At 66.3% G+C, this 24,514-nt stretch carries 23 protein-coding genes and 1 tRNA gene; 11 read left to right on the top strand and 13 right to left on the bottom strand.

Features of this window, described 5'->3' with window-relative positions:
* Positions 1-147: 147 nt before the first annotated feature.
* Together ACZ1J6_RS16320 and ACZ1J6_RS16315 are read right to left on the bottom strand one after the other, a co-directional pair.
* Positions 148-234 (bottom strand) — tRNA-Leu (locus ACZ1J6_RS16320).
* Between the two features lie 226 nt (positions 235-460).
* Positions 461-1,405 (bottom strand): MJ0042-type zinc finger domain-containing protein, encoded by a 945-nt coding sequence (locus tag ACZ1J6_RS16315; protein WP_465127522.1) that lies wholly within the window; start codon positions 1,403-1,405, stop codon positions 461-463.
* A 186-nt stretch (positions 1,406-1,591) separates the two neighbouring features.
* On the opposite strand from ACZ1J6_RS16315, the gene ftsE reads away from it, so the two are divergent.
* From ftsE to ACZ1J6_RS16295, 4 genes are all read left to right on the top strand, one after another.
* Positions 1,592-2,305 (top strand): cell division ATP-binding protein FtsE, encoded by a 714-nt coding sequence (ftsE, locus tag ACZ1J6_RS16310; protein ID WP_132264831.1) that lies wholly within the window; start codon positions 1,592-1,594, stop codon positions 2,303-2,305.
* A 125-nt stretch (positions 2,306-2,430) separates the two neighbouring features.
* Positions 2,431-3,279, top strand: a complete 849-nt coding sequence (locus ACZ1J6_RS16305; protein WP_243654178.1) for a cell division protein FtsX — start codon at positions 2,431-2,433, stop codon at positions 3,277-3,279.
* 26 nt (positions 3,280-3,305) lie between these two features.
* Positions 3,306-3,857 (top strand): YdcF family protein, encoded by a 552-nt coding sequence (locus tag ACZ1J6_RS16300; RefSeq protein ID WP_132264833.1) that lies wholly within the window; start codon positions 3,306-3,308, stop codon positions 3,855-3,857.
* Entirely contained in the window at positions 3,857-4,552 is a 696-nt protein-coding gene (locus tag ACZ1J6_RS16295) for a lysophospholipid acyltransferase family protein (protein ID WP_132264834.1), read from the top strand. The genes ACZ1J6_RS16300 and ACZ1J6_RS16295 overlap by 1 nt, the downstream gene beginning before the upstream one ends.
* A gap of 3 nt (positions 4,553-4,555) precedes the next feature.
* Here the strand turns inward: ACZ1J6_RS16295 and ACZ1J6_RS16290 are convergent, their stop codons facing one another.
* The 3 genes from ACZ1J6_RS16290 to hisC all read right to left on the bottom strand — a co-directional run bounded on the left by ACZ1J6_RS16290 (position 4,556) and on the right by hisC (position 7,513).
* Complete coding sequence (locus ACZ1J6_RS16290) at positions 4,556-5,335, bottom strand: transglutaminase-like domain-containing protein (RefSeq protein ID WP_132264836.1); 780 nt, start codon at positions 5,333-5,335, stop codon at positions 4,556-4,558.
* 142 nt (positions 5,336-5,477) lie between these two features.
* Entirely contained in the window at positions 5,478-6,401 is a 924-nt protein-coding gene (locus ACZ1J6_RS16285; protein ID WP_465127521.1) for a prephenate/arogenate dehydrogenase family protein, read from the bottom strand.
* Positions 6,398-7,513: a histidinol-phosphate transaminase gene (hisC, locus tag ACZ1J6_RS16280; RefSeq protein WP_465127520.1), complete on the bottom strand. Its 1,116-nt coding sequence runs from the start codon at positions 7,511-7,513 to the stop codon at positions 6,398-6,400. The genes ACZ1J6_RS16285 and hisC overlap by 4 nt, the downstream gene beginning before the upstream one ends.
* A 261-nt stretch (positions 7,514-7,774) precedes the next feature.
* Between hisC and metX the strand changes: the two genes are divergently transcribed.
* Genes metX through metW form a run of 3 tightly spaced genes read left to right on the top strand, consistent with a single transcriptional unit; the run spans position 7,775 to position 9,923 of the window.
* Positions 7,775-8,896: a homoserine O-acetyltransferase MetX gene (gene metX, locus ACZ1J6_RS16275; protein WP_465127519.1), complete on the top strand. Its 1,122-nt coding sequence runs from the start codon at positions 7,775-7,777 to the stop codon at positions 8,894-8,896.
* Positions 8,893-9,339: a GNAT family N-acetyltransferase gene (locus ACZ1J6_RS16270; RefSeq protein ID WP_465127518.1), complete on the top strand. Its 447-nt coding sequence runs from the start codon at positions 8,893-8,895 to the stop codon at positions 9,337-9,339. The genes metX and ACZ1J6_RS16270 overlap by 4 nt, the downstream gene beginning before the upstream one ends.
* Positions 9,336-9,923, top strand: coding sequence for a methionine biosynthesis protein MetW (metW, locus tag ACZ1J6_RS16265; protein ID WP_465127517.1), 588 nt, complete (start codon positions 9,336-9,338; stop codon positions 9,921-9,923). Before ACZ1J6_RS16270 ends, metW begins: the two co-directional genes overlap by 4 nt.
* A gap of 69 nt (positions 9,924-9,992) precedes the next feature.
* Here metW and ACZ1J6_RS16260 read toward each other — a convergent pair whose 3' ends face one another.
* Positions 9,993-10,382 carry a VOC family protein gene (locus tag ACZ1J6_RS16260; RefSeq protein WP_465127516.1) on the bottom strand — a complete coding sequence of 130 codons (390 nt, stop codon included), beginning with the start codon at positions 10,380-10,382 and terminating at the stop codon, positions 9,993-9,995.
* Positions 10,383-10,668: 286 nt separating this feature from the next.
* On the opposite strand from ACZ1J6_RS16260, the gene ACZ1J6_RS16255 reads away from it, so the two are divergent.
* The gene (locus ACZ1J6_RS16255) at positions 10,669-11,340 is read left to right on the top strand and encodes a glutathione S-transferase family protein (protein ID WP_132264847.1); all 672 of its coding nucleotides are present in this window, start codon (positions 10,669-10,671) and stop codon (positions 11,338-11,340) included.
* A 55-nt stretch (positions 11,341-11,395) separates the two neighbouring features.
* Here the strand turns inward: ACZ1J6_RS16255 and ACZ1J6_RS16250 are convergent, their stop codons facing one another.
* From ACZ1J6_RS16250 to uvrB, 4 genes are all read right to left on the bottom strand, one after another.
* Positions 11,396-12,898, bottom strand: a complete 1,503-nt coding sequence (locus tag ACZ1J6_RS16250; RefSeq protein ID WP_465127515.1) for a S10 family peptidase — start codon at positions 12,896-12,898, stop codon at positions 11,396-11,398.
* Between the two features lie 204 nt (positions 12,899-13,102).
* Entirely contained in the window at positions 13,103-14,572 is a 1,470-nt protein-coding gene (locus tag ACZ1J6_RS16245) for an acetyl-CoA hydrolase/transferase family protein (protein ID WP_465127514.1), read from the bottom strand.
* A 180-nt stretch (positions 14,573-14,752) separates the two neighbouring features.
* Entirely contained in the window at positions 14,753-15,862 is a 1,110-nt protein-coding gene (locus tag ACZ1J6_RS16240; protein WP_465127513.1) for a helix-turn-helix transcriptional regulator, read from the bottom strand.
* A gap of 349 nt (positions 15,863-16,211) precedes the next feature.
* Positions 16,212-18,398 (bottom strand): excinuclease ABC subunit UvrB, encoded by a 2,187-nt coding sequence (gene uvrB / locus ACZ1J6_RS16235; protein WP_132264852.1) that lies wholly within the window; start codon positions 18,396-18,398, stop codon positions 16,212-16,214.
* Positions 18,399-18,561: 163 nt separating this feature from the next.
* Between uvrB and ACZ1J6_RS16230 the strand changes: the two genes are divergently transcribed.
* Positions 18,562-19,176 (top strand): DUF3617 domain-containing protein, encoded by a 615-nt coding sequence (locus tag ACZ1J6_RS16230; RefSeq protein ID WP_465127512.1) that lies wholly within the window; start codon positions 18,562-18,564, stop codon positions 19,174-19,176.
* Positions 19,177-19,253: 77 nt separating this feature from the next.
* On the top strand, positions 19,254-19,979 hold the full coding sequence (locus ACZ1J6_RS16225) for an esterase/lipase family protein (protein ID WP_132265334.1): 726 nt from the start codon (positions 19,254-19,256) through the stop codon (positions 19,977-19,979).
* 44 nt (positions 19,980-20,023) lie between these two features.
* Here ACZ1J6_RS16225 and ACZ1J6_RS16220 read toward each other — a convergent pair whose 3' ends face one another.
* The 3 genes from ACZ1J6_RS16220 to ACZ1J6_RS16210 form a co-directional block, all read right to left on the bottom strand.
* Positions 20,024-20,908 carry an EamA family transporter gene (locus tag ACZ1J6_RS16220; RefSeq protein ID WP_465127511.1) on the bottom strand — a complete coding sequence of 295 codons (885 nt, stop codon included), beginning with the start codon at positions 20,906-20,908 and terminating at the stop codon, positions 20,024-20,026.
* An 85-nt stretch (positions 20,909-20,993) separates the two neighbouring features.
* Positions 20,994-21,941 carry a hypothetical protein gene (locus tag ACZ1J6_RS16215; RefSeq protein WP_465127510.1) on the bottom strand — a complete coding sequence of 316 codons (948 nt, stop codon included), beginning with the start codon at positions 21,939-21,941 and terminating at the stop codon, positions 20,994-20,996.
* A gap of 15 nt (positions 21,942-21,956) precedes the next feature.
* The gene (locus tag ACZ1J6_RS16210) at positions 21,957-23,465 is read right to left on the bottom strand and encodes a YifB family Mg chelatase-like AAA ATPase (RefSeq protein ID WP_465127509.1); all 1,509 of its coding nucleotides are present in this window, start codon (positions 23,463-23,465) and stop codon (positions 21,957-21,959) included.
* A gap of 163 nt (positions 23,466-23,628) precedes the next feature.
* On the opposite strand from ACZ1J6_RS16210, the gene ACZ1J6_RS16205 reads away from it, so the two are divergent.
* Positions 23,629-24,453 carry an alpha/beta hydrolase gene (locus ACZ1J6_RS16205; RefSeq protein ID WP_465127508.1) on the top strand — a complete coding sequence of 275 codons (825 nt, stop codon included), beginning with the start codon at positions 23,629-23,631 and terminating at the stop codon, positions 24,451-24,453.
* The last annotated feature ends 61 nt before the right edge of the window (positions 24,454-24,514 follow it).

Below are 24,514 nucleotides of genomic sequence, written 5' to 3'. Positions count from 1 at the left end.
TTCAGAGATGGAAATGGAAGCCTGGACGGGCAGTCCGCCATGTCGGCTGCGGGGCGGGCGAGGCAACGATTCTCAGGAGCCCAAACGACTTTCGGGCCCCCTTGCGGGGGCCCGAAGGCTTTGTCCAATCTTGATCTTCAAGAGTGATGGTGCGGTCAAGAAGACTCGAACTTCCACGGGCTTTCGCCCACAACGACCTCAACGTTGCGCGTCTACCAATTCCGCCATGACCGCTAAATCACCGGGGGGCTTCGAAGCCGCCCCTTGGCAGGAGCGCGCCACTAGCAAAGGGTTCCGAACCCGGCAAGTGGCTTCCGCCAATTATTTTCAAAAAGATCGAATTATTTTGCAGGTCACCGATTTTGTGGCGGATTCGCGTGACCATGCAGAAACGCGCCCAGGCCTTGCGGCCGGGCGCGCTGTAAAGCCGGCAGCGGAGTGCCGACCGATGCTGCGGAAATTATTCGGGCTTCCAGCCGATTTCGGCGGCGGCGGCGGCCTTGGGAATGTCCGTCAGGGCCTCGTTGACGGTGATCGCTTCTCCGGGGGCCAGCTTCCGCTTGGAAGGGACCACTTCCTTTTCGTAGACGATGCGGTCCCGCTTGTCGCGCAGCACCACCAGCAGGGAGGGCACGTTGCGGGCCACGCTGCCGATATTGCTGATCGTTCCGCTGACCGAGAAGAACTCGGTGCCGTCGGGCAGGGGCTTGCGGTCTTGCCGCTTGCGCGGAAAGTCCAGCTGGAGATCGGGCTGGGCCTGCGAAAAGGTCTGGTGCGGGATCGGCAGCCAGTCCGGCAGGCCGCCCCAGGCCACTGCGCCCGTCAGCCCCAGGGCGACGACGGCAAAGAGCGCCGAGCCGAACGTGGCGATCCGCGTCCAGTTGCGGCGCGGGCGGAACGGCGGGGCGAAGTCGAAACTGGAATGGCCCTCGTCCGCATAGTGGACGGCGGTGGTGTCGTCGTAGACCGCGCCGGACTTGCGGGTGCTCCGTTCGCTGTCGCCGGCAACGGCGGCGGGCGGCGATACCGGTTCGGTCTCGCGGGTAGCCTCGCCCTGGGGGCTTGCCGATGTGGGGGCCGGTGCCGGTTCCGGCGCGGCTTGGGCGGCGGTGCGGCCCGGAACGCGGATCGCTTCGCGCGGCGCGGCCGGCTGCACGGGCACGGCGGGAGCTGGCTGCGCGGCGACAGGCGCGGGTTCCCCGTGCCAGGTTTCCGCGGGCGGCTGTTCAACTGGCGGCTGTTCAACCGGCCGTGGTTCGGCGGGGCGGGGCTCTGCCGCGTAAGTCGGCGCGTCCTGAACCGGGGCGGGTTCGGCTGCAGCCTCGGGGCCTTCCTGGAACCAGCTGTGGCGGCACTTGGCGCAGCGTACCGTGCGGCCGTCGATGCCGATCGCGCTGTCCGGCACGGCATATCGTGTAGAGCAAGCTGGGCAGGCAATGATCATGATAACAAGCTAAAGCACGAGTGACTCTCTTACGACAAGGCATCGACCTGTGGGCACAAGCCGGAACGCCCTTTTTTCCACATTCAATGCTCGCTATAGCGCATCGGGTCGCCCGTTCGGACCAGACGCAGCACAGATTATACGAGCATGATCGCCGACGGGGAAATCGTTCATTTCGACAATGTCGGCTTGCGCTACGGTACGGAGCGCGAGGTGCTGTCCGATTTGACCTTCACGCTTTTCGCGGGGCGGTTCTATTTTCTCACCGGGGCGAGCGGCGCGGGGAAGACCTCGCTGCTGCGGCTGCTCTATCTGGCGCAGCGCCCCTCGCGCGGGGCGATCCGCATGTTCGGGACCGACGCCATAACCCTGCCGCGCAGCCGTCTGCCGGGGCTGCGGCGGCGGATCGGCGTGGTGTTTCAGGATTTTCGCCTGATCCCGCATCTCTCGGCCTTCGATAATGTCGCCTTGCCGCTGCGTGTCGCCGGCCATCAGGAGCGCGACATCGGCGGCCCCGTGCGGGACATTCTCGAATGGGTCGGCCTGTCGGACAAGATGGACGCCCGCCCGGCGACGCTTTCCGGCGGTGAGCAGCAACGCGTGGCCATTGCCCGCGCGGTGATCGCGCGCCCGGCGATCCTGGTGGCGGACGAGCCGACCGGCAACGTCGATTCCGAGATGGCGCTCAAGTTGCTGCGCCTGTTCGAGATGCTCAACCGGCAGGGCACGACCGTCGTCGTCGCCACGCACGATCTCGACTTGCTGCGCAAGGTGCCGGACAGCCTGATCATGCGGCTGGACCGCGGGCGCCTGGCCGATCCCACCGGCGCCTTGCGCTATCCCCCACGGCGGCCGTCATGAGCGGGGACGACATCTCCGGGGCGGGTCGGTCCCGCCGAGGGGCCGAACAGGGCGCGGGCTCCCGTTGGCGTTGGGGCTGGCGGCGGCTGGGCGTGCGCGGCGCGGAGCTGATCCCGCAGACGCGCATGTCCGGGCCGATGCCCTGGGTGATCGCGATCATGGTGGCGATGACCGCCATCGCGCTCGCGGCCGGGCTTGCGCTCGGCAATGCGATTTCCTCGGCCCGGGCCGAGATCGAGGGCGGCGTCACCATCCAGGTGATCGAGCCGCGCGACGATATTCGCGCAAGGGAAGCCGCCGCGGCGGTGGAGGCGATCAAGCGCCTGCCGCATGTCGCGGGCCTGCGCCAGGTGCCCCAGGCCGAGCTGGACGCCCTGATCGAACCCTGGCTCGGCACCGGCATTGCCGCTGCCACCGGCGCGGCGATTCCCGTGCCTTCGCTGATCGACGTGCGCCTCAAGGGGCCGGCGACGCCGCAGCAGCTCGGCGCGATCGAACAGGCCATCGCGCGGGTCGCGCCTTCGGCCAAAGTCGATGCCCAATCCACCTGGCTGAAGCCGGTGTTCGACGCGATGGTATCTTTGCAGGTGCTGTCGATCTCGCTGGTCGTGCTGCTCGCCGGCGCCCTGGCCGCGGCGGTGTTGCTGGCAGCGCGCTCGGCGCTGGGCGCCAATCGCGACGTGATCGAGATCGTCCACTTGCTGGGCGGAACGGATACCCAGGTCGCCCGCGTGTTCCAGCGCTCCATCGGCTATGACGCGGCGGGCGGCGGTACCGTGGGACTGGCCCTGGCGATGGTGGTGATCCTTTCGCTGGGCCGTCGTTTCGCGAGTCTCGGCGCCGGGCTGGTGGACAGCGGCGCCCTGGTCTGGAGCGACTGGCTGCTGCTGGCGCTGGTCCCGCTGCTCTCCACCCTGCTCGCAATGCTGACGGCACGCCTGACGGTGCTGCACGCATTGCGCAAGATGCTATAGTCTACGCAAGTCGCTATAGATCGCTCATGTTCCGTCGCACCGCCGCCTTCCTCCTGCTGATCTGGCTTTTCGGGTTCCTCTGGTTCGCGGTGACGCTTCCGGGGCCGCTGGACGATGCCGTGCGCACGGATGCCGTGATCGTGCTGACCGGCAGCAAGGGGCGCATCGAACGGGCGCTGACCGTGCTCGACGCGGGCCGCGCGCCGCGCCTGCTGATCTCCGGGGTCGACCGCGAGGTGAAGCCGCGCGAACTGGCGGCGGAGTTCCGTATCCCGGACCGGCTCATGAAATGCTGCATCACGCTGGGCTACGAAGCCTATGACACGCGCTCGAACGCGGTGGAGGCGGCGAACTGGCTGGCCCGGCGCAAAGCGCGTTCGGTGCGGCTGGTCACGGCCGACTGGCACATGCGCCGCGCCGCTTACGAGCTGGCGCGCGAACTGCCCGACCATATTGCCATTCTCGAGGATGGGGTGCCCTCCCGTCCTAGCCTGAGCACGCTTTTCCTCGAGTACCATAAGTATTTTGGGCGCATGGCACTCGACCTCTGGAACCGGCCCCCCTGGAAAGCCAATTGATGCGCGCTACCCCGCTCGACGTCGTTCGCAGTCTTCTGTTCTACCTGGTGTTCTATCCCGGAACCCTGTTCTTCGTCACCGGAGTGGGGCTGACATCGCTGATCGGCACCGAGCCGATGCGCCGCACGGTGCGCGGCTGGAGCCAGTTCCACCGCCTCTGCTGCCGGTACCTGCTGGGGATACGGCTCAGGATCGAGGGCACGATGCCCGAGGAAGGCGTGCTGGTGGCATTGAAGCACGAGAGCTTCTACGAGGCGATCGACTTGCCCGCGCTGATGAACTTCCCGGCGCCTTTCCCGAAGGCCGAACTCGTCGGCCTGCCCGGCTGGGGCTGGGCGGCGCGAAAGTACGGCGTGGTTTCGGTGGAGCGCGACCAGGGCGCCAAGGCCCTGCGCGCCATGGTCAGTTCCGCGCGCGGCTTCGCGGCGCTGGGGCGGCCGCTGGCGATCTTCCCCGAAGGAACGCGCATTCCCCATGGCGAGCAGGCCCCGCTCCAGTCTGGCTTTGCCGGGCTCTACAAGCTTCTGGCCCTGCCCGTGGTCCCCGTGGCGGTGGACAGCGGGCGGCTCTATCACCGCCTCTGGAAGAAGCCGGGCACGATCGTCATGCGCGTCGGCCAGAGGATCGAGCCGGGCCGCCCGCGCGAGGAAGTGGAAGCGGAAGTCATCACCGCGATCAACGCGCTCAACACCTGACGTTCAGGGAACCTCGCGCACTTCCACCGACTGGGCCTGCAGCGTGACCGGCTCGTAGCTGGTCAGGAAAGCGACGCCGGCGGCGTCCGGCCCGACGCCGATCTTCGCCATGGCTTCCGGCCGGGTCATTCCGGTCGCGTCGACGAGGTGCCAGGCCCCGTCGAGGAACACTTCGGCCACGGCATGAAAGTCCTGCGGCTCCACGCCCAGCCCGTAGACGCTGACGAAGCGCGCGGGGATGGCGCTGGCGCGGCAGAGACTGATCATCAGGTGGGCATAGTCCCGGCAGACGCCTTCGCCCGAATCAAAGCTGTCCGCCGCCGTGGTCAGGGAATTGCTGGAGCCGGGGACGTAGCGCATGTGGCCGCTCACCCAGTCCCGCATGGCCGCGACCCGCTCGCCGCCAGCAAGCGTGCCGAACATGTCGAGCGTGAACTGCAGGAACGTGTCCGAAGGGCAGTAGCGCGAGGGGAGGAGGTAATCCACCGTCTCGCCGGGCAGCAGGTGCGGCGGCATGGCGGGCAGCCCTTCGATCGGCGCGAGATACCGCCGCGGCTCGACGACGGCCTCATAGCGGACGGTCAGCCGGTCGGTGACGTGCAGCCAGATGCGGTCGCCGATCTGGTCATGGCCCGGCAGGCGCGCGAAATGCTCGAAAGGCGGCAGGGTGATATGGGCGCGGTGCACGATCTGCTCGGGCAGCAGCGCCGCCTCCAGCTGGAGGAGAACGTCGGTAGGACCGGCCAGGGAGTAGTCGAGCAGCGCGGAGATAGAGAGCTTCATGAGGCGTCGGAAGTCCCTTGCGCCGGTTGACGCGTCTGAACGAGGAGTGGTGCCTGAACGAAGATTGGGGTCTGAACGGAAATTCGCGTTCGAACCGCATTTCGATCAAAGCGCGAACCGGGCCTTGGCTCCCGCCCGGTCGTCACGTCTTCTGTTCGCCCTCATGGTCGCCGCGGCCGAAGTCGGGGCGGGAATCGTCCTGGCCTTCCTCGATGATCGAGCGGCGGATGGCCCGGGTGTGCGTGAACTGGTCGAACAGGGCCTGCCCGTCGCCCACGCGGATCGCGCGTTGCAGCGCGGTCAGATCCTCGGTGAAGCGCTGGAGCATCGTCAGCACCGCGTCCTTGTTGGACAGGAACACGTCGCGCCACATCGTCGGGTCGGAGGCGGCGATACGCGTGAAATCCCGGAAGCCGCCGGCCGAATACTTGATCACTTCGCCCTGCGTCACGTCCTCCAGGTCGGACGCGGTGCCGACGATGGTATAGGCGATGAGGTGCGGGACATGGCTGGTGACGGCCAGGACGAGATCGTGATGCTCGGGCGTCATGATCTCGACATTGGCGCCCAGCGCTTCCCAGAAGCCGACGAGTTCGCTCAGCTTGACCAGATCGGTCCGCGCCGCGGGGGTGACGATGCACCAGCGGTTGCGGAACAGATGCGCAAAGCCGGCGTCGGGGCCGGAGTTCTCGGTGCCGGCCACGGGGTGCGCGGGGATCACCATATGATCGGGCAGGGCCGTGCCGAGGGCCTTGGAGATGGCCTGCTTGCTGGAGCCGACATCGCTGACCAGCGCGTTGCGCGGCAGGGCTTCGCGCACTTGTTCGGCGGCGATGCCCATGACGCCCGGCGGGACGCAGAAGATCACCAGGTCTGCCTCGGCCACCGCTTCGGCTGCCGTGTCGCAGACTTTCGCAACCAGGCCGCGCTCGGCGGCGCGCTGGCGGTGGGCGGGGCTGAGGTCGTAGCCGGTGGTCGCCACGTCGGGCAGGTATTCCTGCACCGCAAGGCCGATCGATCCGCCCTGCAGGCCCAGGCCGATGATGGCGACGTTCTGGAAACTCATTGCGCGGCTTCCGCCATTTCGCGCAGGGCCTCGGCGATCGTGTCCATGTCCTGCGGCTTGCCGATGGTGAAGCGCAGCGCCTGGGGCAGGCCCTGCCCCGGCAGCCAGCGAACGATATAGCCGCGATCGGCCAGACCCTCGAAAGCGACTTCGGCCGTCAGCGCGCCTTCGAACAGCACCAGCACGAAATTGGCCTGGCTCGGCAGCGGCCGCAACCCGTGGTTGCCCAGGGTGTCGAGCTTCGCGACGAAGCGGGCGCGTTCGTCCCGGTTGTGGATGCGACTGGCCTCGACGAAGGGGGCATCGCCCAGCGCGGCCAGCGCCATGGCCTGTCCGGTGTTGGAGACGTTGAAGGGCCCGCGGATGCGGTTGAGCGTGGCAACGATGCCCGGCGCGCCGGTCGCCCAGCCGATGCGCTCTCCGGCGAGGCCGAAGATCTTGGAGAACGTGCGCGTCACCAGCACGTTGTCATGCGCTTCGGCCAGAGCCAGCGATCCGTCGTCATCCTCGGGTGCGACATATTCGCCGTAGGCCTGGTCGAGCACCAGCAGGACGTCGGCGGGAAGTCCGGCGTGGAGCCGCGTGATCTCGCCGCGGGGCAGGTAGGAGCCGGTGGGATTGTTCGGGTTGGCGACGAAGACCACGCGGGTGCGCTCGGTGACGAGGGCCAGCAGCGCATCGACATCGGTGCCGTAATCGGCATCCGGCGCCACCACCGGCACGGCGCCGCAGCGGCGCGCGGCGATGTCGTAGACCGAAAAACCGTAGCGGACGTAGATCACCTCGTCGCCCGGACCGGCGTAGCCCTGGGCCGCAAGGTTGAGCAGCTCGTCGGAGCCGGTGCCCATGACCACCCGCGCGGCGGCGAGCCCGTGCTTCGCCGCGATCGCTTCGCGCAGGGCGGTGCTGTCGGGATCGGGATAGAGCGCGGGAGCCTGCGCGCGGGCCGCGAGGGCGTCCTCGCTGGTGCCGAGCGGATTCTCGTTGGCCGACAACTTGATCAACGGCCGCCCGTCCTTGCCCTTGGACTTGCCCGGAACATAGGCATGGATCGCCTCGATCCATGGCTTGGGCTGCGGGGCTTGCTTGCTGGTGATCTGGCTATCGGTCATGACGCGCCGGCCTTAGAGCATTTTCAAGTCAGATGGAATCATCTGACGACTCGGAAAATGCGGCAGAGGGGCGCTGCATTTTCAAGTCAAATGTAATCATCTGACGACTCGGAAAATGCAGCAAAGGGACGCTGCATTTTCTGCCCGGATGGACTCCTCCCGTGATCGTCCTGAGGATCAGCCCGCAGGCCAAGAGTTAACCTCACCGGAGCGGGCACGATTGACAGGTCTGCATCGCTCCCCCACCTCCCTTCCTGCACTATGTCTACCAGCACCGACACCAGCCAGTTCCTAGACCTTGCCCAGCCGCTGGCGCTCGACGGCGGCCAGAGCCTTCCCGGCGTGCGCATCGCCTACGAGACGCAGGGCACGCTCAATGCGGCCCGCGACAATGCGATCCTGATCTGCCACGCCCTGACCGGCGACCATCATGTGGTTTCCGACCACCCCAAGACCGGCAAGCCCGGCTGGTGGGTGCGCATGGTCGGGCCGGGCAAGCCGATCGACACCGACCGCTTCTTCGTGATCTGCGCCAATGTCATCGGCTCCTGCATGGGTTCGACCGGGCCGGCCAGCCTGGCCGGGGACGGCAGGCCCTGGGGCATGCGTTTCCCGGTCATCACCATTCGCGACATGGTGCGCGGCCACGTCGCCCTGCTCGATGCCCTTGGGATCGAGAGCCTCCATGCCGTTGTCGGCGGGTCGATGGGCGGGATGCAGGCGCTGAGCCTGGCCTCCAACTTCGCGGACCGCACCCGCGCGGCACTGGTGATCGCCTCCACCGCGCGGCATTCGGCGCAGAACATCGCGTTCCACGAAGTCGGCCGCCAGGCGATCATGGCCGACCCGGAATGGCGCGAGGGGGCCTATTACGAAGCCCGCGAAAATGGCGGAAAGGGCCCCGAAAAGGGCCTCTCCGTGGCGCGCATGGCGGCGCATATCACTTATCTGTCGGAAGCGGGGCTGACCGAGAAGTTCGGCCGCCGCCTGCAGGACCGCGAGGAAAAGACCTTCGGTTTCGACGCCGATTTCCAGATCGAAAGTTACTTGCGCTACCAGGGGCTCGCCTTCACCGACCGTTTCGACGCGAACTCGTACCTCTACATCACCCGCGCCATGGACTATTTCGACCTGGCCGAAGAGCATGGCGGCCTGCTGGCCCATGCCTTTGCCGCGTCGAAGGCGCGCTTCTGCCTGGTCAGCTTCGATACCGACTGGCTCTACCCCACCGCCGATTCCCGCAACGTCGTCCACGCGCTGAACGCGGCGGGGCTGCCGGTGAGCTTCGTCGAGCTTTCGGCGCCCTATGGGCACGATTCCTTCCTGCTGGATGTGCCCGCGCTGGACCGTGTCGTCGAAGGCTTCCTGGGAGAAGGACATTGAACGCGGCGCCGATCGAACTCAGCGACGACGCTGCGCGTCTGGACATAGCGCGCGTCCACGGCTGGCTGGCGTCCAGCTACTGGACGCCCGGAGTCGAGCGTGCGCAAGTCGAGCGCCAGATCGCCGGTTCGCATTGCCTGGGCGCCTATCTCGCCGATGGCACGCAAGTGGGCTTCGCGCGGGTCATTTCCGACCGCGCGAGCTTCGCCTGGCTGGCCGATGTGTGGGTGGACGAAAGCGTGCGCGGACAGGGGCTGGGGCGCCGGATGGTCAATTGGTTCCTCGATAACCCGGACTATGCGGACATTCGCCGCTTCATGCTGGCCACCAAGGACGCGCACGGCGTCTATGCGCGGCTCGGCTTTACCCCGCTGGTGCGGCCGGACCGGTTGATGGAGAAGCTGTCGGGGCCGTTCGCCGCGATCCTGGAGGCGGGTTCGTGAGCCTGCTGCGGCCCGATCTTGCCGTCATCGCCGCCAATGTCGCCCCTGAATCGCGCGTGCTGGACGTGGGCTGCGGCGACGGCACGCTGATGCTGGCCTTGCGCAACAAGGGCTGCGACGCGCGCGGCATGGAACTCGATTCCGCCAATGTCGGCCTTTGCGTGGGCAAGGGCCTCTCGGTGATCCAGGGCGATGCCGACAGGGACCTTGCCTTCTATCCCGACCAGTCGGTGGACTATGCGATCCTGTCGCAGACCCTGCAGACGACCATGCGACCCGACATGGTGCTGGAGGAACTCCTGCGGATCGGCCGCCGCGCCTTTGTCAGCTTTCCGAATTTCGCGCACTGGCGCGTGCGGCTCTCGCTGCTCTGGGGCGGGCGAATGCCGGTGACGCGCCTGCTGCCGGTCGCCTGGTACGAGACGCCGAACATCCACCACCTGACGGTCGACGATTTCCGGGAACTGGTGCGCTCGCGCGGGATCACGGTGGAGGGCGCGTGGTTCCTCTCGGGCGACCAGACCTGCAGTCCGGCAGCGGCCAATTTCCGCGCCGAGCATGCGGTGTTCCTGCTGACGCGCTAGGCCGGGGGGCGTTCCGACGCGCCGGTCCCGGCCGCGGTCACTTCCGCGGCGCGGTTACCGTCGCCCCGGTCAGCCGCCCATCGTCAGCCCGCAGTAGATGCCGAGCTTGTTGCCGTCCGGGTCGCGCATATAGGCGCCGAAGGCATTCCGGGCCTGGGGCTTGGGTTCCGGCTGGCCCTCGCTGGTGCCGCCATTGGCAAGGCCCGCTGCATGCCAGGCGCGGACGGCGTTTTCGTCGGGCGCCTCGAAGATGATCGTTCCGCCATTGGCATGGGTGGCGGGCTGGCCATCGCGGGCGGGGCCGAGGAGAAATTTGAAGCCGTCGAGGTCCCACAGCACGATCGGATATTCGCTGGACGCGGCGCAGGGCGCGACGCCCAGAGCGGCGAACGTCGCATCATAGAAGGCACGGGCCTTGCCGAGATCGTTGGTGCCGAGGCGCAGGCTCTTCAGGATCATCTTCTTCCTCCTCCGGTTGTCGCACCGAGCCGGGTCGGTGCCGCCAGTTGGGCCTTTTTACCCTGAACTGGCCGTCCGGCCGGCCGCGTCACGATGGGCGCGGTGCAGCGAACGCCCAGGGTGTGGATCGCGGCCCGCGCCCGGTCAATCGCGGCTTCTCCGCCGCCACGATGATTGCGGGCGATGCGGCGAAGGCGGGACTTATCCACGCGTTTCGCCCCCCTCTCCGGGCGGGGCCCATGCTTCGGGTGGACGCTCGAGGGCAGGTTTGGCATTCGAAATCGCCATGTGGCACATCTTCCAGTTTCCGCTCTGCCCCTTCAGCCGCAAGGTCCGGCTGCTCATGGCCGAAAAGGGCATCGCCTACGAACTCCAGACCGCGCGTCCCTGGGAAGGCGAGGACCGGCTGTTCGAGATGAACCCGGCAGGCCGCACGCCGGTGGTCAAGGAAACCGAACGCGGCACCGTGGTCGTCGACAGCCGCGCGATCTGCGAATATTTCGAGGAAACCGTCGATCGTAACCCGCAGATCAGCGGCACGGCCGTCCAGCGCGCGGAAATCCGCCGCCTGATCGCGATGTTCGACGAGAATTTCTACAACGACGTGTCCGGCCCGCTGCTGCATGAGCGGATGAAGAAGCGTCTCGTGCTACGCCAGTCGCCGGATGCCAAGATCCTGCGCGAATCGATGAAGCTGGCGCACGACTATCTCGACTACATCGATTACCTGATCGACAACCGCCCCTGGCTGGCCGGCGCGACCATGACGCTGGCGGACCTCGCCGCTGCGGCGCAGATCTCGGTGGCGGATTACCTGGGCGGGCTCGACTGGTCGAGCCACGAACAGGCGCGGGGCTGGTACCTGGTGATGAAGTCGCGCCCCTCGTTCCGGCCGCTGCTGAGCGAGCGCATGGAAGTGATCCAGCCGCCCAGCCACTACGCCGAAGTGGATGCCTGACGCTTTTTGCTACCGTCGTCCCAGTTCAAGTGCGGGACGACGGTAGAATTACCCCTCAGGACGCGGCGCGGTAGCTTTCCAGAATGTCGCGGCGCAGGGCTGCGCCGCTGTCGGTGCGGGAATAGAACATGTGCCCGCCGGGATAGACGTGCAGGCGCACGCGGTCCGGGCGGCCGAACTGCGGCATCTGCGCCATGATTAGCCGCGAGCCGAAGTAGGGGCACGAAAGGTCGTCCCAGCCGTGGACGATGTCGACGGTCATCTTCGGGTCGATGGAGATCGCCTGGCGCAAGTCCTTGACCGGGTTGTCGCTGTCGTCGCGGGTCCAGGCCTCGTTCACTTCGTAGGACAGCGCATTGTAGCGCGCGTCGATCTTCCAGCCGACCTGGCGGGTCACGAAATCGACCATGGCCGAGGTCGTCGGCGCGATCAGCGTGGTCAGCAGCGGGTCGCTGTACTGCGGACGGGCGCTGGCCGGGAAAGGATCGTAAGCGGTGTAGTTGGAATCGTAGACCGACCCCACGAGGCCCTGATCGCGGCGGATCTCGCGCAAATACGTCGCGATGTCGACGCGGCCGTCCATGCGGCGCACCAGCGCGGGGTCGAGGCCGGTCAGTTCCGCGACTTTGGCGGAAAGACGGTCGGTGGCTTCCTTGTCCTGCGGGCCGGCGAGGAAGTCCTGCACGTATTGCGTGCGGATATACTGCTCGACCGGGGCCATGCTCGCCTCGCTCAGGTTGCCTTGGCGCTCGAAGTGGCCGGCGACCATGGCTGGCAGGTTGATCATCCAGGGCAGGGGCGAGAGCGCATCGTCCTCGCCGATGGCCGGCGGATCGAGATAGGGCGAAACCAGCGTCATGCCCGAAATGCCCACGCCCATCTGCGTCTGGAGATTGTAGGCCAGGCGCGGCACGCGGTAGCCGCCGTAGCTTTCGCCGGCGAGATACTTGCGGCTGGTCAGGCGGCCGTTCTGGTTCAGCCAGTCATAGACCACGCGGCTGAGGTACTTGATGTCGTTCTCGGAGGTGTAGAACGCCTTCTTGGTCGCCTCGGCATCTACGCGGCTGCGCGAGAAGCCGGTGCCGATCGGGTCGATGAAGACGAGGTCGGTGAAGTCGAGCCACGAATTGGGATTGTCCCGCAGCACGGCGGGGTCGGACGGCGCATCGCCCTGCGCGCCGAACTGCACGCGCTTCGGGCCGATGGCGCCGAGGTTCAGATAGACCGAGGCCGCGCCGGGGCCACCGTTGAAGGCGAAGGTGACGGGCCGCGCGGTGGGGGCGCCGGGCACGGTATAGGCGGTGTAGACCACCTCGCCGATGGTCTTGCCCTTCTCGTCCTTGATCGGCAGCGCGCCGACGGTGGCGACGTAGTTGACGGTCTTGCCGCCGATCACCGCGCTCTGCTTGATCGACTTGGCCGCGGGCAGCAGCGGGATTTCGTCGCCCTCCGCGTCCTTCTTCGCTTCGGCGCTGTCGGCAGGCTTGTCGGCAGCGAGGGCCGGGACGGAACAGGCGGCGAGCACCATGGCCAGGCAGGCCAGCGAAACTTTGCGCATGGAAGGAACGACCCCTTTTATCGATGCGTCCGAACGGACGTCAGGGGCGATCAGTAGAACCTTGAAATAGTATACGACAAGGGTCCGAGCGGGAAAAAGGTGCCTGGCCCGTCCTGCCTTCCGGAGATCGGGCCATGGGAATGGTCCATCGGAAGGCAGGGCAGGTCAGGCGTTCGGACGGCTCGGGGGTGCCGCCCGAATTCTTCAAGGCAGCATCGAACCCGTATCGATGAAGCGCTGGTGCCAGGACAGCGCCTCGCCCGGCAGCGAGGGCGACTGCAGGCCGTAGGAGCCTTTCAGCGCGCGGGCGTAGTAGTCTTCCAGCAGCGGGCGATAGTCCGGATGCGCGCAGTTGGCGATGATGACATGCGCGCGCTCCTTGGGGCTGAGGCCGCGCAGATCGGCCAGGCCCTGCTCAGTGACGATCACCTGCACGTCCTGGTTGATGTGATCGACGTGGCTGGCCTGCGGCACGATGGCCGAGATCTTGCCGCCCTTGGCGGTGGAGGGGGTCATGAAGATCGAGATATAGGCATTGCGCGCAAAGTCGCCCGAACCGCCGATGCCGTTCTGGATGCGTGAACCCATGACGTGGGTGGAATTGACCGCGCCGTAGATGTCCGCCTCGATCAGGCCGTTCATGGCGATGCAGCCCAGGCGGCGGATCAGTTCGGGGTGGTTCGAGATTTCCTGCGGGCGCAGGATCATCTTGTCGCGGTAGCGGTGCATGTCGGCATTGACGCGCGCGGCGGCCTCCGGACTGAGCGAGAAGGCAGTGGCGGAGGCCATGCGCAGCTTGCCGGAATCGAGCAGGTCCAGCATGCCGTCCTGGATCACTTCGGTATAGGAGGTCAGGCTGTCGAACGGCGAGTCGACCAGGCCGGTCAGCACGGCATTGGCGATATTGCCCACGCCCGACTGGATCGGCAGCAGCGCCGAGGGCAAGCGGCCCAGCTTCACTTCGTGGCTCAGGAATTCCAAAATGTGGCCGGCGATCGCCCTGGCTTTCTCGTCCGGCGGGCTGAACGGCGCGTTGCGGTCCGGCCGGTCGGTTTCGACGACGGCGACGACCTTGGCGGGATCGACCTTGAGGTAAGGCTCGCCGATGCGGTCATCGGGCTTCACCAGCGGGATCGGCACGCGGCTCGGCGGCAGGGCAGTGCCGTAGTAGATGTCGTGCATGCCCTCCAGCGCCTCGTTCTGCCACGAATTCACTTCGAGGATCACCTTGGAAGCGCGGTCCAGCCAGGTCTTGTTGTTGCCGACCGAGGAGGAGGGGATCAGGCTGCCGTCGGCGCGGATGCCCGAGACTTCGATCACCGCCGTGTCGAGCGGACCGAGGAAACCCTGCCAGGCCATCGGCGCCACCTGCGAAAGGTGCATGTCGAAGTAGTTCATCTCGCCCTTGTTGATGCGTTCGCGGGCGATGGGATCGGAGTTGTAGGGCAAGCGGAATTCGATGCCGTCGGCCTTGGCCAGCGCGCCGTCGAGTTCGGGGCCGGTCGATGCGCCGGTCCACATGCGAACCTTGAAAGCGCGGCCGGCGGCGTGCTCGGCCTCGATCTGCGCGGCCAGAGCCAGCGGCACGGCCTTGGGATAGCCCGATCCGGTGAAACCGCTCATGCCCACGGCGGTGCCGCTTTCGATCAGGCGCGCGGCCTCTTCTGCGGGCATGACCTTTGAACGAAGCTCAACACTCTCGATGCGCATGGCAACCTCATCCTTTCTGACTGACCTTTGCTGCGCCAGTCGGCCTCCGGGGGCGGCGAATCCAGTGCAAAGTCCAACCAGACGGTTGCGGCGGATGCATGACAAAATGGCCCTGCGGCCGATGCTCCGCGCCCTTTTCCGGCCTTATCGCGAGGCCATTTCTATCACCGTTCGGGCGATCGCCACCAGTTCCGCCTCGCGGTTGACGCCGCACTTCTGGAAGATGGTGCGCAACTGCGCGACGACGGTCTGGACGCTGACCTTGCGCATCTGCGCCACGGTCTGGCGCGAATGGCCCTGGGCCAGCAACATCACGACTTCCGCTTCGGCCGTGGTCAGGTGCAGCGCCTCGGCCAGTCTCTGCGCAGGGACGTGGCTGGCAGCAAGCGGTGCGCGCAAGGTGACCAGCACCCGCGGGGCGAAGCCGAAGGACCAGTCCTGCCGCGGCAGGGTGCGCACGTCGATGAGAATCAGGCTGTCCTCGCTCCGCAACCACAGATCGGCGGGGCCGGTGTCCAGACCGGTGAGCGCGGCGGCGATCCGGGCCTGGAGCCGCTGGTCGATATCCTGCCGCACCGCATGGAGCGCGGCGGAGCGGACCTGTAGCGTCCAGGGCCCGAGCAGGGCCTGCGCGGCCGATGTCATGCCGCAGACTTTGCCGACTGCGTCGAGCAGGATGGCCGCGCTGCTCATCGATTCGAGGGAGCCCTTCAACAGCGCGGCGCCCTGGTGCTCGATCGCGTCCTGCAGCCGGATCGCATCGAGCACGGTTGGTCCGATCCGGCGGAATACTTCGCGCTGGGCCTCGGTCGTATGCCCTTCGGCCTGGCCATGAAGCGCGGCAAGCCCGAAGAGCACGCCGGGGCGCTGGCTGAGCACCATCTGCACCCCGAATTCGGCATCGTGGCGGCGCACGTAATCGAGGTAGGCCTCGTTCGTCGAAATGGCGCGTGCTGCGGTGTAATGAACTTCCCAGGTCAGTTCGAGCGGCGCGCGCGTGGTGGCGACCCGGTAGTTAACGTCAGGCCGATATCCCCCGATCGTGTCGAATTCCGTCAGGAATGTGGGATTGGCGTCCGTCACCCAATTGAATGCGGCGTGCCGTTCGCCCAGCGCCAGCAATTGCGCGCGGGCCGAGCCGGTGTGGCTGGCGAGCGCTTTCAGCGCCGTGTCCCAGCCATTGGCCTCGAACGGCGCGCGCGCGAAAAGGCCAACCAGATCGTCCGCGCGCGTCTCGTCCCTGTCCCTGCCCACGAATCCGTCATGGAACGGCCGGGCGTGCTTAACAAGTCCTGTTATCGAACGCAGCTTCCGGGCGGCTACCATGAACATGGTATGCCCTTGATCCGAAACGGGTCCACAACCGAATCGCGACCCGAGGGATCGGCGACAAGCCATCCTGAGATAACTGCCCGAGGCCTGCACCGCAGGTCTCGGGCTTTTCTTTTCGCGGGGACGGGCGCGAGGCCGCCAGATCGGCCGGCCGCGTGGATGGACGGGTGGCAGCGCGGCTTGGGATCGGCATGCCGGGTTCGGCCGAAGCCTTCAGGCGGCCTTTGGCAGCCAGTTCGACATCTGGAGCTGATTTACGCCCGGAAGCCGGCTATTTGCCCCACTTTCGCTGCACTTTCCCATAGCGCGTCTTGCGGGTTCCCGGCTTGCCTTCGTTGCTGCGGCCGACGATCGGCGCTTTCTTGTGCTCGTCGGGGATGCCCAGTTCGCTGGCTTCCATCTTCCTGATCTCGTCGCGCAGGCGGCCGGCTTCCTCGAATTCGAGGTCGGCAGCGGCAGCGCGCATCTTCTTTTCGAGGTCCTCGATATAGGCCCGCAAGTTGTGACCTACGAGGTTGTTCTGGCCCTCTGCGTCGATGTCCACCAGCACGCCGTCGCGGCTGGCGGTGTCTGCCACGATGTCGGCGATGCGGCGCTTGATCGTCTGGGGAGTGATGCCGTGCTGGGTGTTGTATTCTTCCTGGCGGGTGCGGCGGCGGTCGGTTTCCGCGATCGCGCGCTCCATCGATCCGGTCATGCGGTCGGCATAGAGGATCACCCGGCCATCGACGTTGCGCGCGGCGCGGCCGATGGTCTGGATCAGCGAGGTTTCGCTGCGCAGGAAGCCTTCCTTGTCGGCATCGAGAATGCAGACCAGCCCGCATTCCGGAATATCGAGGCCCTCGCGCAGGAGGTTGATGCCCACCAGCACGTCGTAGACGCCCATGCGCAGATCGCGGATCAGTTCGATGCGCTCCAGCGTCTCGACATCGCTGTGCATGTAGCGCACGCGCACCCCGGCCTCGTGCATGAACTCGGTCAGGTCCTCGGCCATGCGCTTGGTGAGCGTGGTGACGAGGGTGCGATAACCCTTCTCGGCGGTGGCCTTGCACTCGACGATGCAGTCCTGCACCTGATCCTCGACCGGGCGGATCTCCACCGGCGGGTCGATCAGGCCGGTGGGGCGGATCACCTGTTCGGCGAAGACGCCGCCGGACTGGTCCATTTCCCAATGGCCGGGCGTGGCGGAGACGGCGATGGTCTGCGGCCGCATCGCGTCCCATTCGTTGAAGCGCAGCGGGCGGTTGTCGATGCAGCTCGGCAGCCGGAAGCCGTATTCGGCCAGCGTGATCTTGCGGCGGTGATCGCCTTTCGACATCGCGCCGATCTGCGGCACCGTCTGGTGGCTTTCGTCCACGAACAGCAGCGCGTTGTCCGGCAGGTATTCGAACAAGGTCGGCGGCGGTTCACCCGGCAGGCGGCCGGTGAGAAAGCGGGAATAGTTCTCGATCCCCGCACAGCTGCCGGTGGCGGCGATCATCTCAAGGTCGAAGTTGGTGCGCTGCTCCAGCCGCTGGGCTTCCAGCAGGCGGCCTTCGGCTTCCAGTTCCTTCAGGCGCTCGGTCAGTTCGAAGCGGATCGCCTCGCTCGCCTGCTTCATCGTCGGGCCGGGCGTCACATAGTGCGAATTCGCATAGACCCGCACCTTTTCGAGCGCCGAGCCCTTCTTGCCGGTGAGCGGATCGAACTCGGCAATCTCCTCGATCTCGTCCCCGAAGAACGAGATGCGCCAGGCGGTGTCCTCCAGGTGCGAGGGAAACAGTTCCAGATTGTCGCCGCGCACGCGGAAGGTGCCGCGCGTGAAAGCGGCGTCGTTGCGCTTGTACTGGAGGGCGACGAGTTTGCGGATGATCTCGCGCTGGTCCTGCGTGTCGCCGGTCTTGAGGTCGAAGATCATGGCCGAGTACGTCTCGACCGAGCCGATGCCATAGAGGCACGAGACCGAGGCGACGATAATCACGTCGTCGCGTTCCAGCAGCGCGCGCGTGGCCGAGTGGCGCATGCGGTCGATCGCCTCGTTCACCGAGCTTTCCTTCTCGATGTACGTGTCCGACCGGGCGACATAGGCTTCCGGCTGGTAGTAGTCGTAGTAGGAGACGAAGTATTCCACCGCGTTCTCGGGGAAGAAGTCCTTCATCTCGGCATAGAGCTGGGCGGCCAGGATCTTGTTCGGCGCCAGGATCAGCGCCGGGCGCTGCAGTTCCTCGATCACCTTGGCCATCGTGAAGGTCTTGCCCGATCCGGTAACGCCCAGCAGCACTTGCGTCTTCTCCCCGTCGCCCGCCGTGGAAACGAGATCGGCGATGGCCGTCGGCTGGTCGCCGTTCGGTTCGTATTCGGAAACGACCTTGAAGGGCCGGCCGGGCATCGACTTGTCGGGTCGCTGCGGCTTGTGGGGGACGAACGTGCCCGAGGTGTCCGGTTCCTCAAGGCCCCGGCGAATGATCAGCTCTGCCATGGCAGAACATATGGGGTATGTGCCACGGGCCCGCAATGGGAGTCGGGTTCTATGGGGATCCGACCCGGCAGTCGGTCGAAAACGGCGGTTCGGCTGTTTTTGTACGGCACCGGCGCGGGCCCCCACCCTGCACCCCCTCCGGTATGGTGGCGGGGACGGGCCGGTGATACGTCTTGCGTCACGAAACGGTGCGAAGGAAGGTGCTGATATGAAGCCATATATGACCCTTGCAGCGATGGGCCTGGCGTTTCTGGCGGCCGGCTGCGGATCGAAGGAGAAGTCCGGCGAGGCGGCGGGCGCACCGGGCAAGTCGCAGGAAGAAGTACGACAGGAAGCCGCCAAGCTCGACAAACCGCGCCCCGGACAGTATGCGCAGACCAGCGAAGTGAAGCAGATCGACGTTCCAGGGCTGCCCAAGCAGATGGCAGACCAGATGAAGTCGACGCTTCAGAAGTCTCAGGTCAGCAACTTCTGCCTGACGTCCGCCGAAGCCGAAAAGGGCTATCGCGACATGTTCCACGATGTGGGGCAGGGCCGGGAATGCACTTATTCGCGCTTCGACGTTGATGGCGGGAAGCTGGATGCCCAAATGGAATGTGCGTCGAAGGAAGGCGGCAAGGCCGTTCTGACGCTCGACGGCACGGTGGCCGAGGACAAATCGGACATCACCGTGAAGATGGATATGAGCGGTGGGCCCCAGATGGGCTCCCAGCCCGGTGGGCAGATGAAGATGACGATGCATGTCACCACGAAACGCATCGGAGATTGTCAGGGATAAGGCCCGGTTTCGGCAGGGCCCGACCGTACAGGAGTTAGAAGGGTAAAGTGAACGGTCAGGCCCCGCGCCAACTCGACATGATGCGCAGCGCCATCGTGCGCCGCGCTGCGCTTGCGCGCGAGCCGCATCCGGAGGGTGTCCGCAAGCCGTCGCTGCGGCTGTTTTTTGCCGAACTGGCCTCGCTGCGCCGGGGCGGCAAGAAGCTGCTCGGGATCGAGACCGCGCTTCACCCGCAGCCCGTCATGCTCCTGCCCGGTTTCGGCGCTCATCCCAACCGGATGAAGCCGATGGCCGAGGCGCTGACCCAGGCCGGGCACGAAGTTCACGAATGGGGCCTCGGTTTCAACTTCGGCCCCAACCAGCACAATTTCGAGTTCCTGATGCGCCGGGTCGGCGCGCTGGCCCGGCGGCACCGCGCCCCGATCACCCTGGTGGGCTGGAGCCTCGGCGGGCTGTTCGCGCGCGAAATCGCCCGCCGGCAACCCGCAAGCGTGGGCAAAGTGGTGACGATGGGCACGCCGTTTTCCGGTGATCCCAGGGCCAACAATGCCTGGCGCGCCTATCAGGTGGTGACCGGGCACTCGGTGGACGCGCCGCCGATCGACTGCGACTTCGCCGAGAAGCCGCCGGTGCCGACAGTGGCGTTGTGGAGCCCGCGCGACGGGGTGATCCACCCGCGCTCGGCCTGCGGCTGGCCGCATGAACGCGACCGGGCCGTGCCGATCCGCTGCTCGCACCTGGGTTTCGCCAGCGATCCGCGAGTCATCGCCGAAGTGCTCCGGCAACTCGACATCGAGGACTGAGCGGGTCGACGCTGGCTTGCGAATGCCCCGATGCGGGCTTCCGTTCAGGCCATCACGTCGTCGCGCGCCTTGGCCACTGGCGCTCTTGCGCCGAGGGAGCACCCGGCGCTTGCCGCGATCATCATCGCCACGGCCAGCCATTGCAGCGCCGTCAGCCGCTCGTCCAGCACCATGAAGCCCACTATGGCGCCGAGCGCGGGGGCCATGCTGCTCAGAAGGCCGACGATTCGGCTGGAGAGCTGCCCCATCGCGCGCATCTCCAGCATGTAGGGCAGGGCGCTCGACAGGATCGCGACAACGATGCCCAGGCCGAGCGCGTGGAGCGGAAGGCTCGCCGGTGCCGAGGCGATCCCGAACGGCACGGTGACGAGGCAGGCCACGGTCATGCCGATCGAGACCGCCGTCGTGCTGCCCACTTCGGAGGCGCGCTTTCCGCAGAGAATATAGAGTGCCCAGCAAGCCGCAGCGGCCAGGGCGAAGCCGATTCCCGCCAGGTCGAGCGGCTGCGCCCGGCCGGGCCAGGGTATCAGCAAGGACAGCCCGCCAAGCGCCAGGGCGAGCCAGAGGAAGTCGCGCAGCGACCGCGAGGTCGCCAGGACCACGGCCAGCGGTCCGCAGATCTCGATGGCGACGGCGATGCCGATGGGGATTCGGCGGAAGGCCCAATAGATCATCAGGTTCATGCCGCCGAGCACGAGGCCATAGACCAGCAGCCAGCGAAGCTGCCGCCCGGTCACGCGGCTGCGCCAGGGGCGGGCCAGGGCCAGCAGGATCACGGCCGAAATCGTCGTGCGCAGGGCCGCGACGCCTTCCGGCCCCACGACCGGAAACAGGCTCTTCGCAAAGGCTGCGCCCAGATTGATCGAGGCTTGCGCCACGACGATGGAGAGGCCGGCAAGAAGTACGGTGCGGTCGGTCGTCGCGGTCATGCCCCGCGCGATGCCTGCACCGGCGACGCGGGGCAAGCTGATAGTGGGGCGGGCTGGATTTCCGCTGCTCTCTTTGTGGTGTTGCCTATCGCTGCTCCGGAGGATCCGTCCGAACTTGAGGCGCAGACCCGTGGACCGATCCCAGCCAGAAAAAGCCGTCAAAGCCTGCTCTCGGCGCTTCTCCCGGAAAGGCTCCCAGTTGCATGAAGGGCGCGCGTTTCAGATCGACGTCGCTTTCGGCGGGATGGTTGCCGCACTCGATCGCGTCCTTGGGAATGGCCTGTCCAGGTTCGAAACGACTGCCGGGCTTGGCAATGCAGTTCCATGCGCTGCCGGCAGCGAAGCGCATTTTCAGGCTGACCACGCGGCCGGTCCGGGCGAGGCGTGCTGCCATCGGGTCGAAGCTCTTCGCGCCTTCGCCGTAAGGAACCGTTTCGGCATGAAACCCGCCGACCAGAACCAGGACGCGGTCATAGCTGCCGCTGCTCGCGGCATCGTGAATATTCTCCGCCTGGGCGGCCTCATGTGGACCTTGCCCCGCAAGATGGGCGAAGCGCTTGCGCTGGGGTTCGTCGCGCGGGCCGTTGAACGCCGCCACGTCGATCGGGCGGCCTGCATCCTTCAGCCGGTGAAGACGAACCAGCATCGCGAACATCGCCTCGCTGGCGACGCCATCCGAGCGCCCCTTCCATCCGAACTTCTGCAAGGCTTGCGCGAACTGGTTCGCAGGTAATCGCCAAGCGTCCTGCAAGGCGGCATCGGCGCCCGAGTCAAATTCGATGGCAAGGAGAACGCGCTGGTCTTGCGCGGCGAGCGCGCACGCCAGATCACCGACGAATGCAGGGCTTTCCTGCGTTCCATGAAGCTCCCCGAAGACGATATAACGCGGCTGCAGATTCGCGATTTCGGCCCAACCTTCCGGCAGCGGGCAGGTCTCGGCAGCAGGTGTGATCGAGGGCGGTTCGCTTCGCCCGGGCGTTGCTCCGAGCGATAGGGCCAGGCAAGAAACCAGGATTGTCGGCATCGAAGGCATGCGTCATCCTCTTGCTCAGCCCGTCGGTGGCCGCCGACGATAGCTGAGCGCCTCCGCAACGTGGATACGCTTTACCTGTTCCTCTCCCGCCAGATCGCCGATCGTGCGCGCAACCCGAAGGATGCGCGTGTAGCCTCGTGCAGAGAGATGCATCGCCTCGGCCGCCTGCATGAGCAGCTTGCGGCCGGCCTCGTCGGGCGTTGCGTATGTCTCCAGAAGGTCGCCGTCGAGTTCGGCGTTGGTGCGGTTCCCTGTTCCCGCCAGGCGTGCGGTCTGGACCGCCCGGGCCTGGCCGACCCTGGCGGCAACTTGCGCGCTGCCCTCGCTGGGCGGAGGAAGCGCAAGGTCTACCGCGCGCACCGGGTCCACTTCCACGTGAAGATCGATACGGTCGAGCAGGGGGCCGGAGACCTTGCTCTGGTAGTCGGCCGCGCACTTGGGCACGCGGGAACAGGCGAGCGCGGGATCGCTGAGATAGCCGCAGCGACAGGGGTTCATGGCGGCGATCAACTGGACCCGGGCCGGATAAGTGACATGGGCATTGACCCGCGCGACGGTGACTTCTCCGATCTCCAGGGGTTGGCGCAGCGAATCGAGCACGGCGCGCTGGAATTCCGGCAGTTCGTCCAGGAACAGCACGCCGAGATGGGCCATCGAGACTTCGCCGGGGCGCACTTTGAGGCCGCCCCCGGTCAAGGCCGCCATCGAGGCGGAGTGATGCGGCGATCGAAACGGCCGGGCGCGGCTGATGCGGCCTTCCTCCAGAGTACCCGCGACGGAGGCGATCATCGAGACTTCGAGCGCCTCTGCGGCCGTAAGTTCGGGCAGGATTCCGGGCAGGCAGGCGGCGAGCAGCGACTTTCCCGCGCCCGGAGGGCCGTTCATCAGCAGGTTGTGCGACCCGGCCGCAGCGATCTCCAGCGCCCGGCGAGCGACCTCCTGCCCTTTGACCTGTTTCAGGTCCGGTCCGCGCTTGGGCGGATCGGCGCGGCCGGGCTCGGGCTGCGGCAGCACTTGCGTGCCCTTCAGGTGATTGAGCAGGCTGACCAGGTTGGGCGCGGCCACCACTGGAATGCCGTCGGCCCAGCGTGCCTCGCTGCCCTGCGCCGCCGGGCAGATCAATCCGAGGTCGCGCTCGCTGGCGTGAAGCGCGGCCAGCAGGACGCCGGGAGAAGGGATCACCCGGCCATCGAGTGCGAGTTCGCCCACCGCCACGAAGTCGGCCAATTGCTCGCTGTCGACGATGCCCATGGCCGCCAGCAGGGACAGCGCGATGGGCAGATCGTAGTGCGAGCCTTCTTTGGGCAAATCGGCCGGGGACAGGTTGATGGTTATACGCTTGGGCGGCAGGGCCAGGCCCATGGCCGTCAAGGCCGCGCTCACGCGCTGGCGGCTTTCTCCCACCGCCTTGTCCGGCAGTCCGACCAGCGCGAAACCCGGCATTCCGGGCGCGACCTGGCACTGGACTTCAACCGCACGCGCTTCCAACCCCAAGTAGGCGACAGTGGAAACGAGAGCGACCACGCAAGCAATTCCTTGATGCAATCGTAATCAGAGCGGCGGTCGTAATCAAAATGTTAATCACGTTGTATAACGAAATTTGACCCAAGTAATTGCAGTTGTCCATTAGGTTAAAGTGTTTTAACCTTAGCTCTAGTGACTTGAGTAAGCAGATGGACTGCATCTCATGGACATGCGCGCATTTGCCTCCATTCCCGCTCTGGCGATCCTCACCTCCGCCTTGTTCGGAGCAGGCCCGGTCGCGGCGCGGGATGGCAGGATTTCCTACGAATTGGTGGAGGCCGGGGCCGGCTCAGGCCCCGCCGGGCTGGTCGATCCCAGCTATGCCGAACAAGTCGCTCTGGCGGCGGCTGACGAGGAACAGGGCCTTGCGCAGGATGCGCAGCAGCAGGCTGCGTTCTGGCAGTCCGCGCCTGCCGGCATTCCGCGCGGGATCGCCCGCTACGGCCCGTTTCGCGTGATCGACGGCACGCATGCCGCACTCGTGGATGCCACGGATTCGCGCAGCCCCGAACAGTTCGCGGCGCTGCTGCGGGACTATCCGAATATCTCCGAACTGGAGATGATTGAGTGCCCGGGGACCGAGGACGATCTTGCCAATCTGCGGCTGGGACGCATGATCCGGGCGCGCGGGCTTACGACTCATGTACCCACCGGTGGGTCGGTGCGATCGGGCGCCGTGGAGCTGTTTCTGGCTGGGCGGCTCCGCTATGCCGATCCGGGGTCGGAATTCGCCGTTCATGCCTGGCTCGACGATACCGGGCGCACCCCGCGCGACTATGCGGCCAATGCACCGGAAAACCGCCGATATCTGGACTATTACCAGCAGATGGGAATGGATCTTCGCGAAGCGCAGGCATTCTACGCGATGACCAATGCCATTCCCTTCGAATCCGCGCGCTGGTTCGGGGCGGAAGAGATGGCGCGCTGGGTCAGGCTGGACCGGACGCGCAGCTGGACCTCCACGCAACTTACCCTGTTGCAACGATAACGGACCTGTCTCCCTTTGGAGGAGAGCTGAGATCCACAGCATGATCGATCCGTTGCGCGGG

Source organism: Novosphingobium sp. BL-S-21, assembly GCF_055521655.1.
This window is presented reverse-complemented; position numbering and strand designations above follow the sequence as displayed.

Excerpts from the sequence above, each read along its gene's own strand:
- ftsE (WP_132264831.1), top strand. The coding sequence starts at position 1,592 with ATGATCGCCGACGGGGAAATCGTTCATTTCGACAATGTCGGCTTGCGC.
- ACZ1J6_RS16305 (WP_243654178.1), top strand. The coding sequence starts at position 2,431 with ATGTCCGGGCCGATGCCCTGGGTGATCGCGATCATGGTGGCGATGACC.
- ACZ1J6_RS16300 (WP_132264833.1), top strand. The coding sequence starts at position 3,306 with ATGTTCCGTCGCACCGCCGCCTTCCTCCTGCTGATCTGGCTTTTCGGG.
- ACZ1J6_RS16295 (WP_132264834.1), top strand. The coding sequence starts at position 3,857 with ATGCGCGCTACCCCGCTCGACGTCGTTCGCAGTCTTCTGTTCTACCTG.
- ACZ1J6_RS16290 (WP_132264836.1), bottom strand. The coding sequence starts at position 5,335 with ATGAAGCTCTCTATCTCCGCGCTGCTCGACTACTCCCTGGCCGGTCCT.
- ACZ1J6_RS16285 (WP_465127521.1), bottom strand. The coding sequence starts at position 6,401 with ATGAGTTTCCAGAACGTCGCCATCATCGGCCTGGGCCTGCAGGGCGGA.
- hisC (WP_465127520.1), bottom strand. The coding sequence starts at position 7,513 with ATGACCGATAGCCAGATCACCAGCAAGCAAGCCCCGCAGCCCAAGCCA.
- metX (WP_465127519.1), top strand. The coding sequence starts at position 7,775 with ATGTCTACCAGCACCGACACCAGCCAGTTCCTAGACCTTGCCCAGCCG.
- ACZ1J6_RS16260 (WP_465127516.1), bottom strand. The coding sequence starts at position 10,382 with ATGATCCTGAAGAGCCTGCGCCTCGGCACCAACGATCTCGGCAAGGCC.
- ACZ1J6_RS16255 (WP_132264847.1), top strand. The coding sequence starts at position 10,669 with ATGTGGCACATCTTCCAGTTTCCGCTCTGCCCCTTCAGCCGCAAGGTC.
- ACZ1J6_RS16250 (WP_465127515.1), bottom strand. The coding sequence starts at position 12,898 with ATGCGCAAAGTTTCGCTGGCCTGCCTGGCCATGGTGCTCGCCGCCTGT.
- ACZ1J6_RS16245 (WP_465127514.1), bottom strand. The coding sequence starts at position 14,572 with ATGCCCGCAGAAGAGGCCGCGCGCCTGATCGAAAGCGGCACCGCCGTG.
- uvrB (WP_132264852.1), bottom strand. The coding sequence starts at position 18,398 with ATGGCAGAGCTGATCATTCGCCGGGGCCTTGAGGAACCGGACACCTCG.
- ACZ1J6_RS16225 (WP_132265334.1), top strand. The coding sequence starts at position 19,254 with ATGATGCGCAGCGCCATCGTGCGCCGCGCTGCGCTTGCGCGCGAGCCG.
- ACZ1J6_RS16220 (WP_465127511.1), bottom strand. The coding sequence starts at position 20,908 with ATGACCGCGACGACCGACCGCACCGTACTTCTTGCCGGCCTCTCCATC.
- ACZ1J6_RS16215 (WP_465127510.1), bottom strand. The coding sequence starts at position 21,941 with ATGCCTTCGATGCCGACAATCCTGGTTTCTTGCCTGGCCCTATCGCTC.
- ACZ1J6_RS16205 (WP_465127508.1), top strand. The coding sequence starts at position 23,629 with ATGGACATGCGCGCATTTGCCTCCATTCCCGCTCTGGCGATCCTCACC.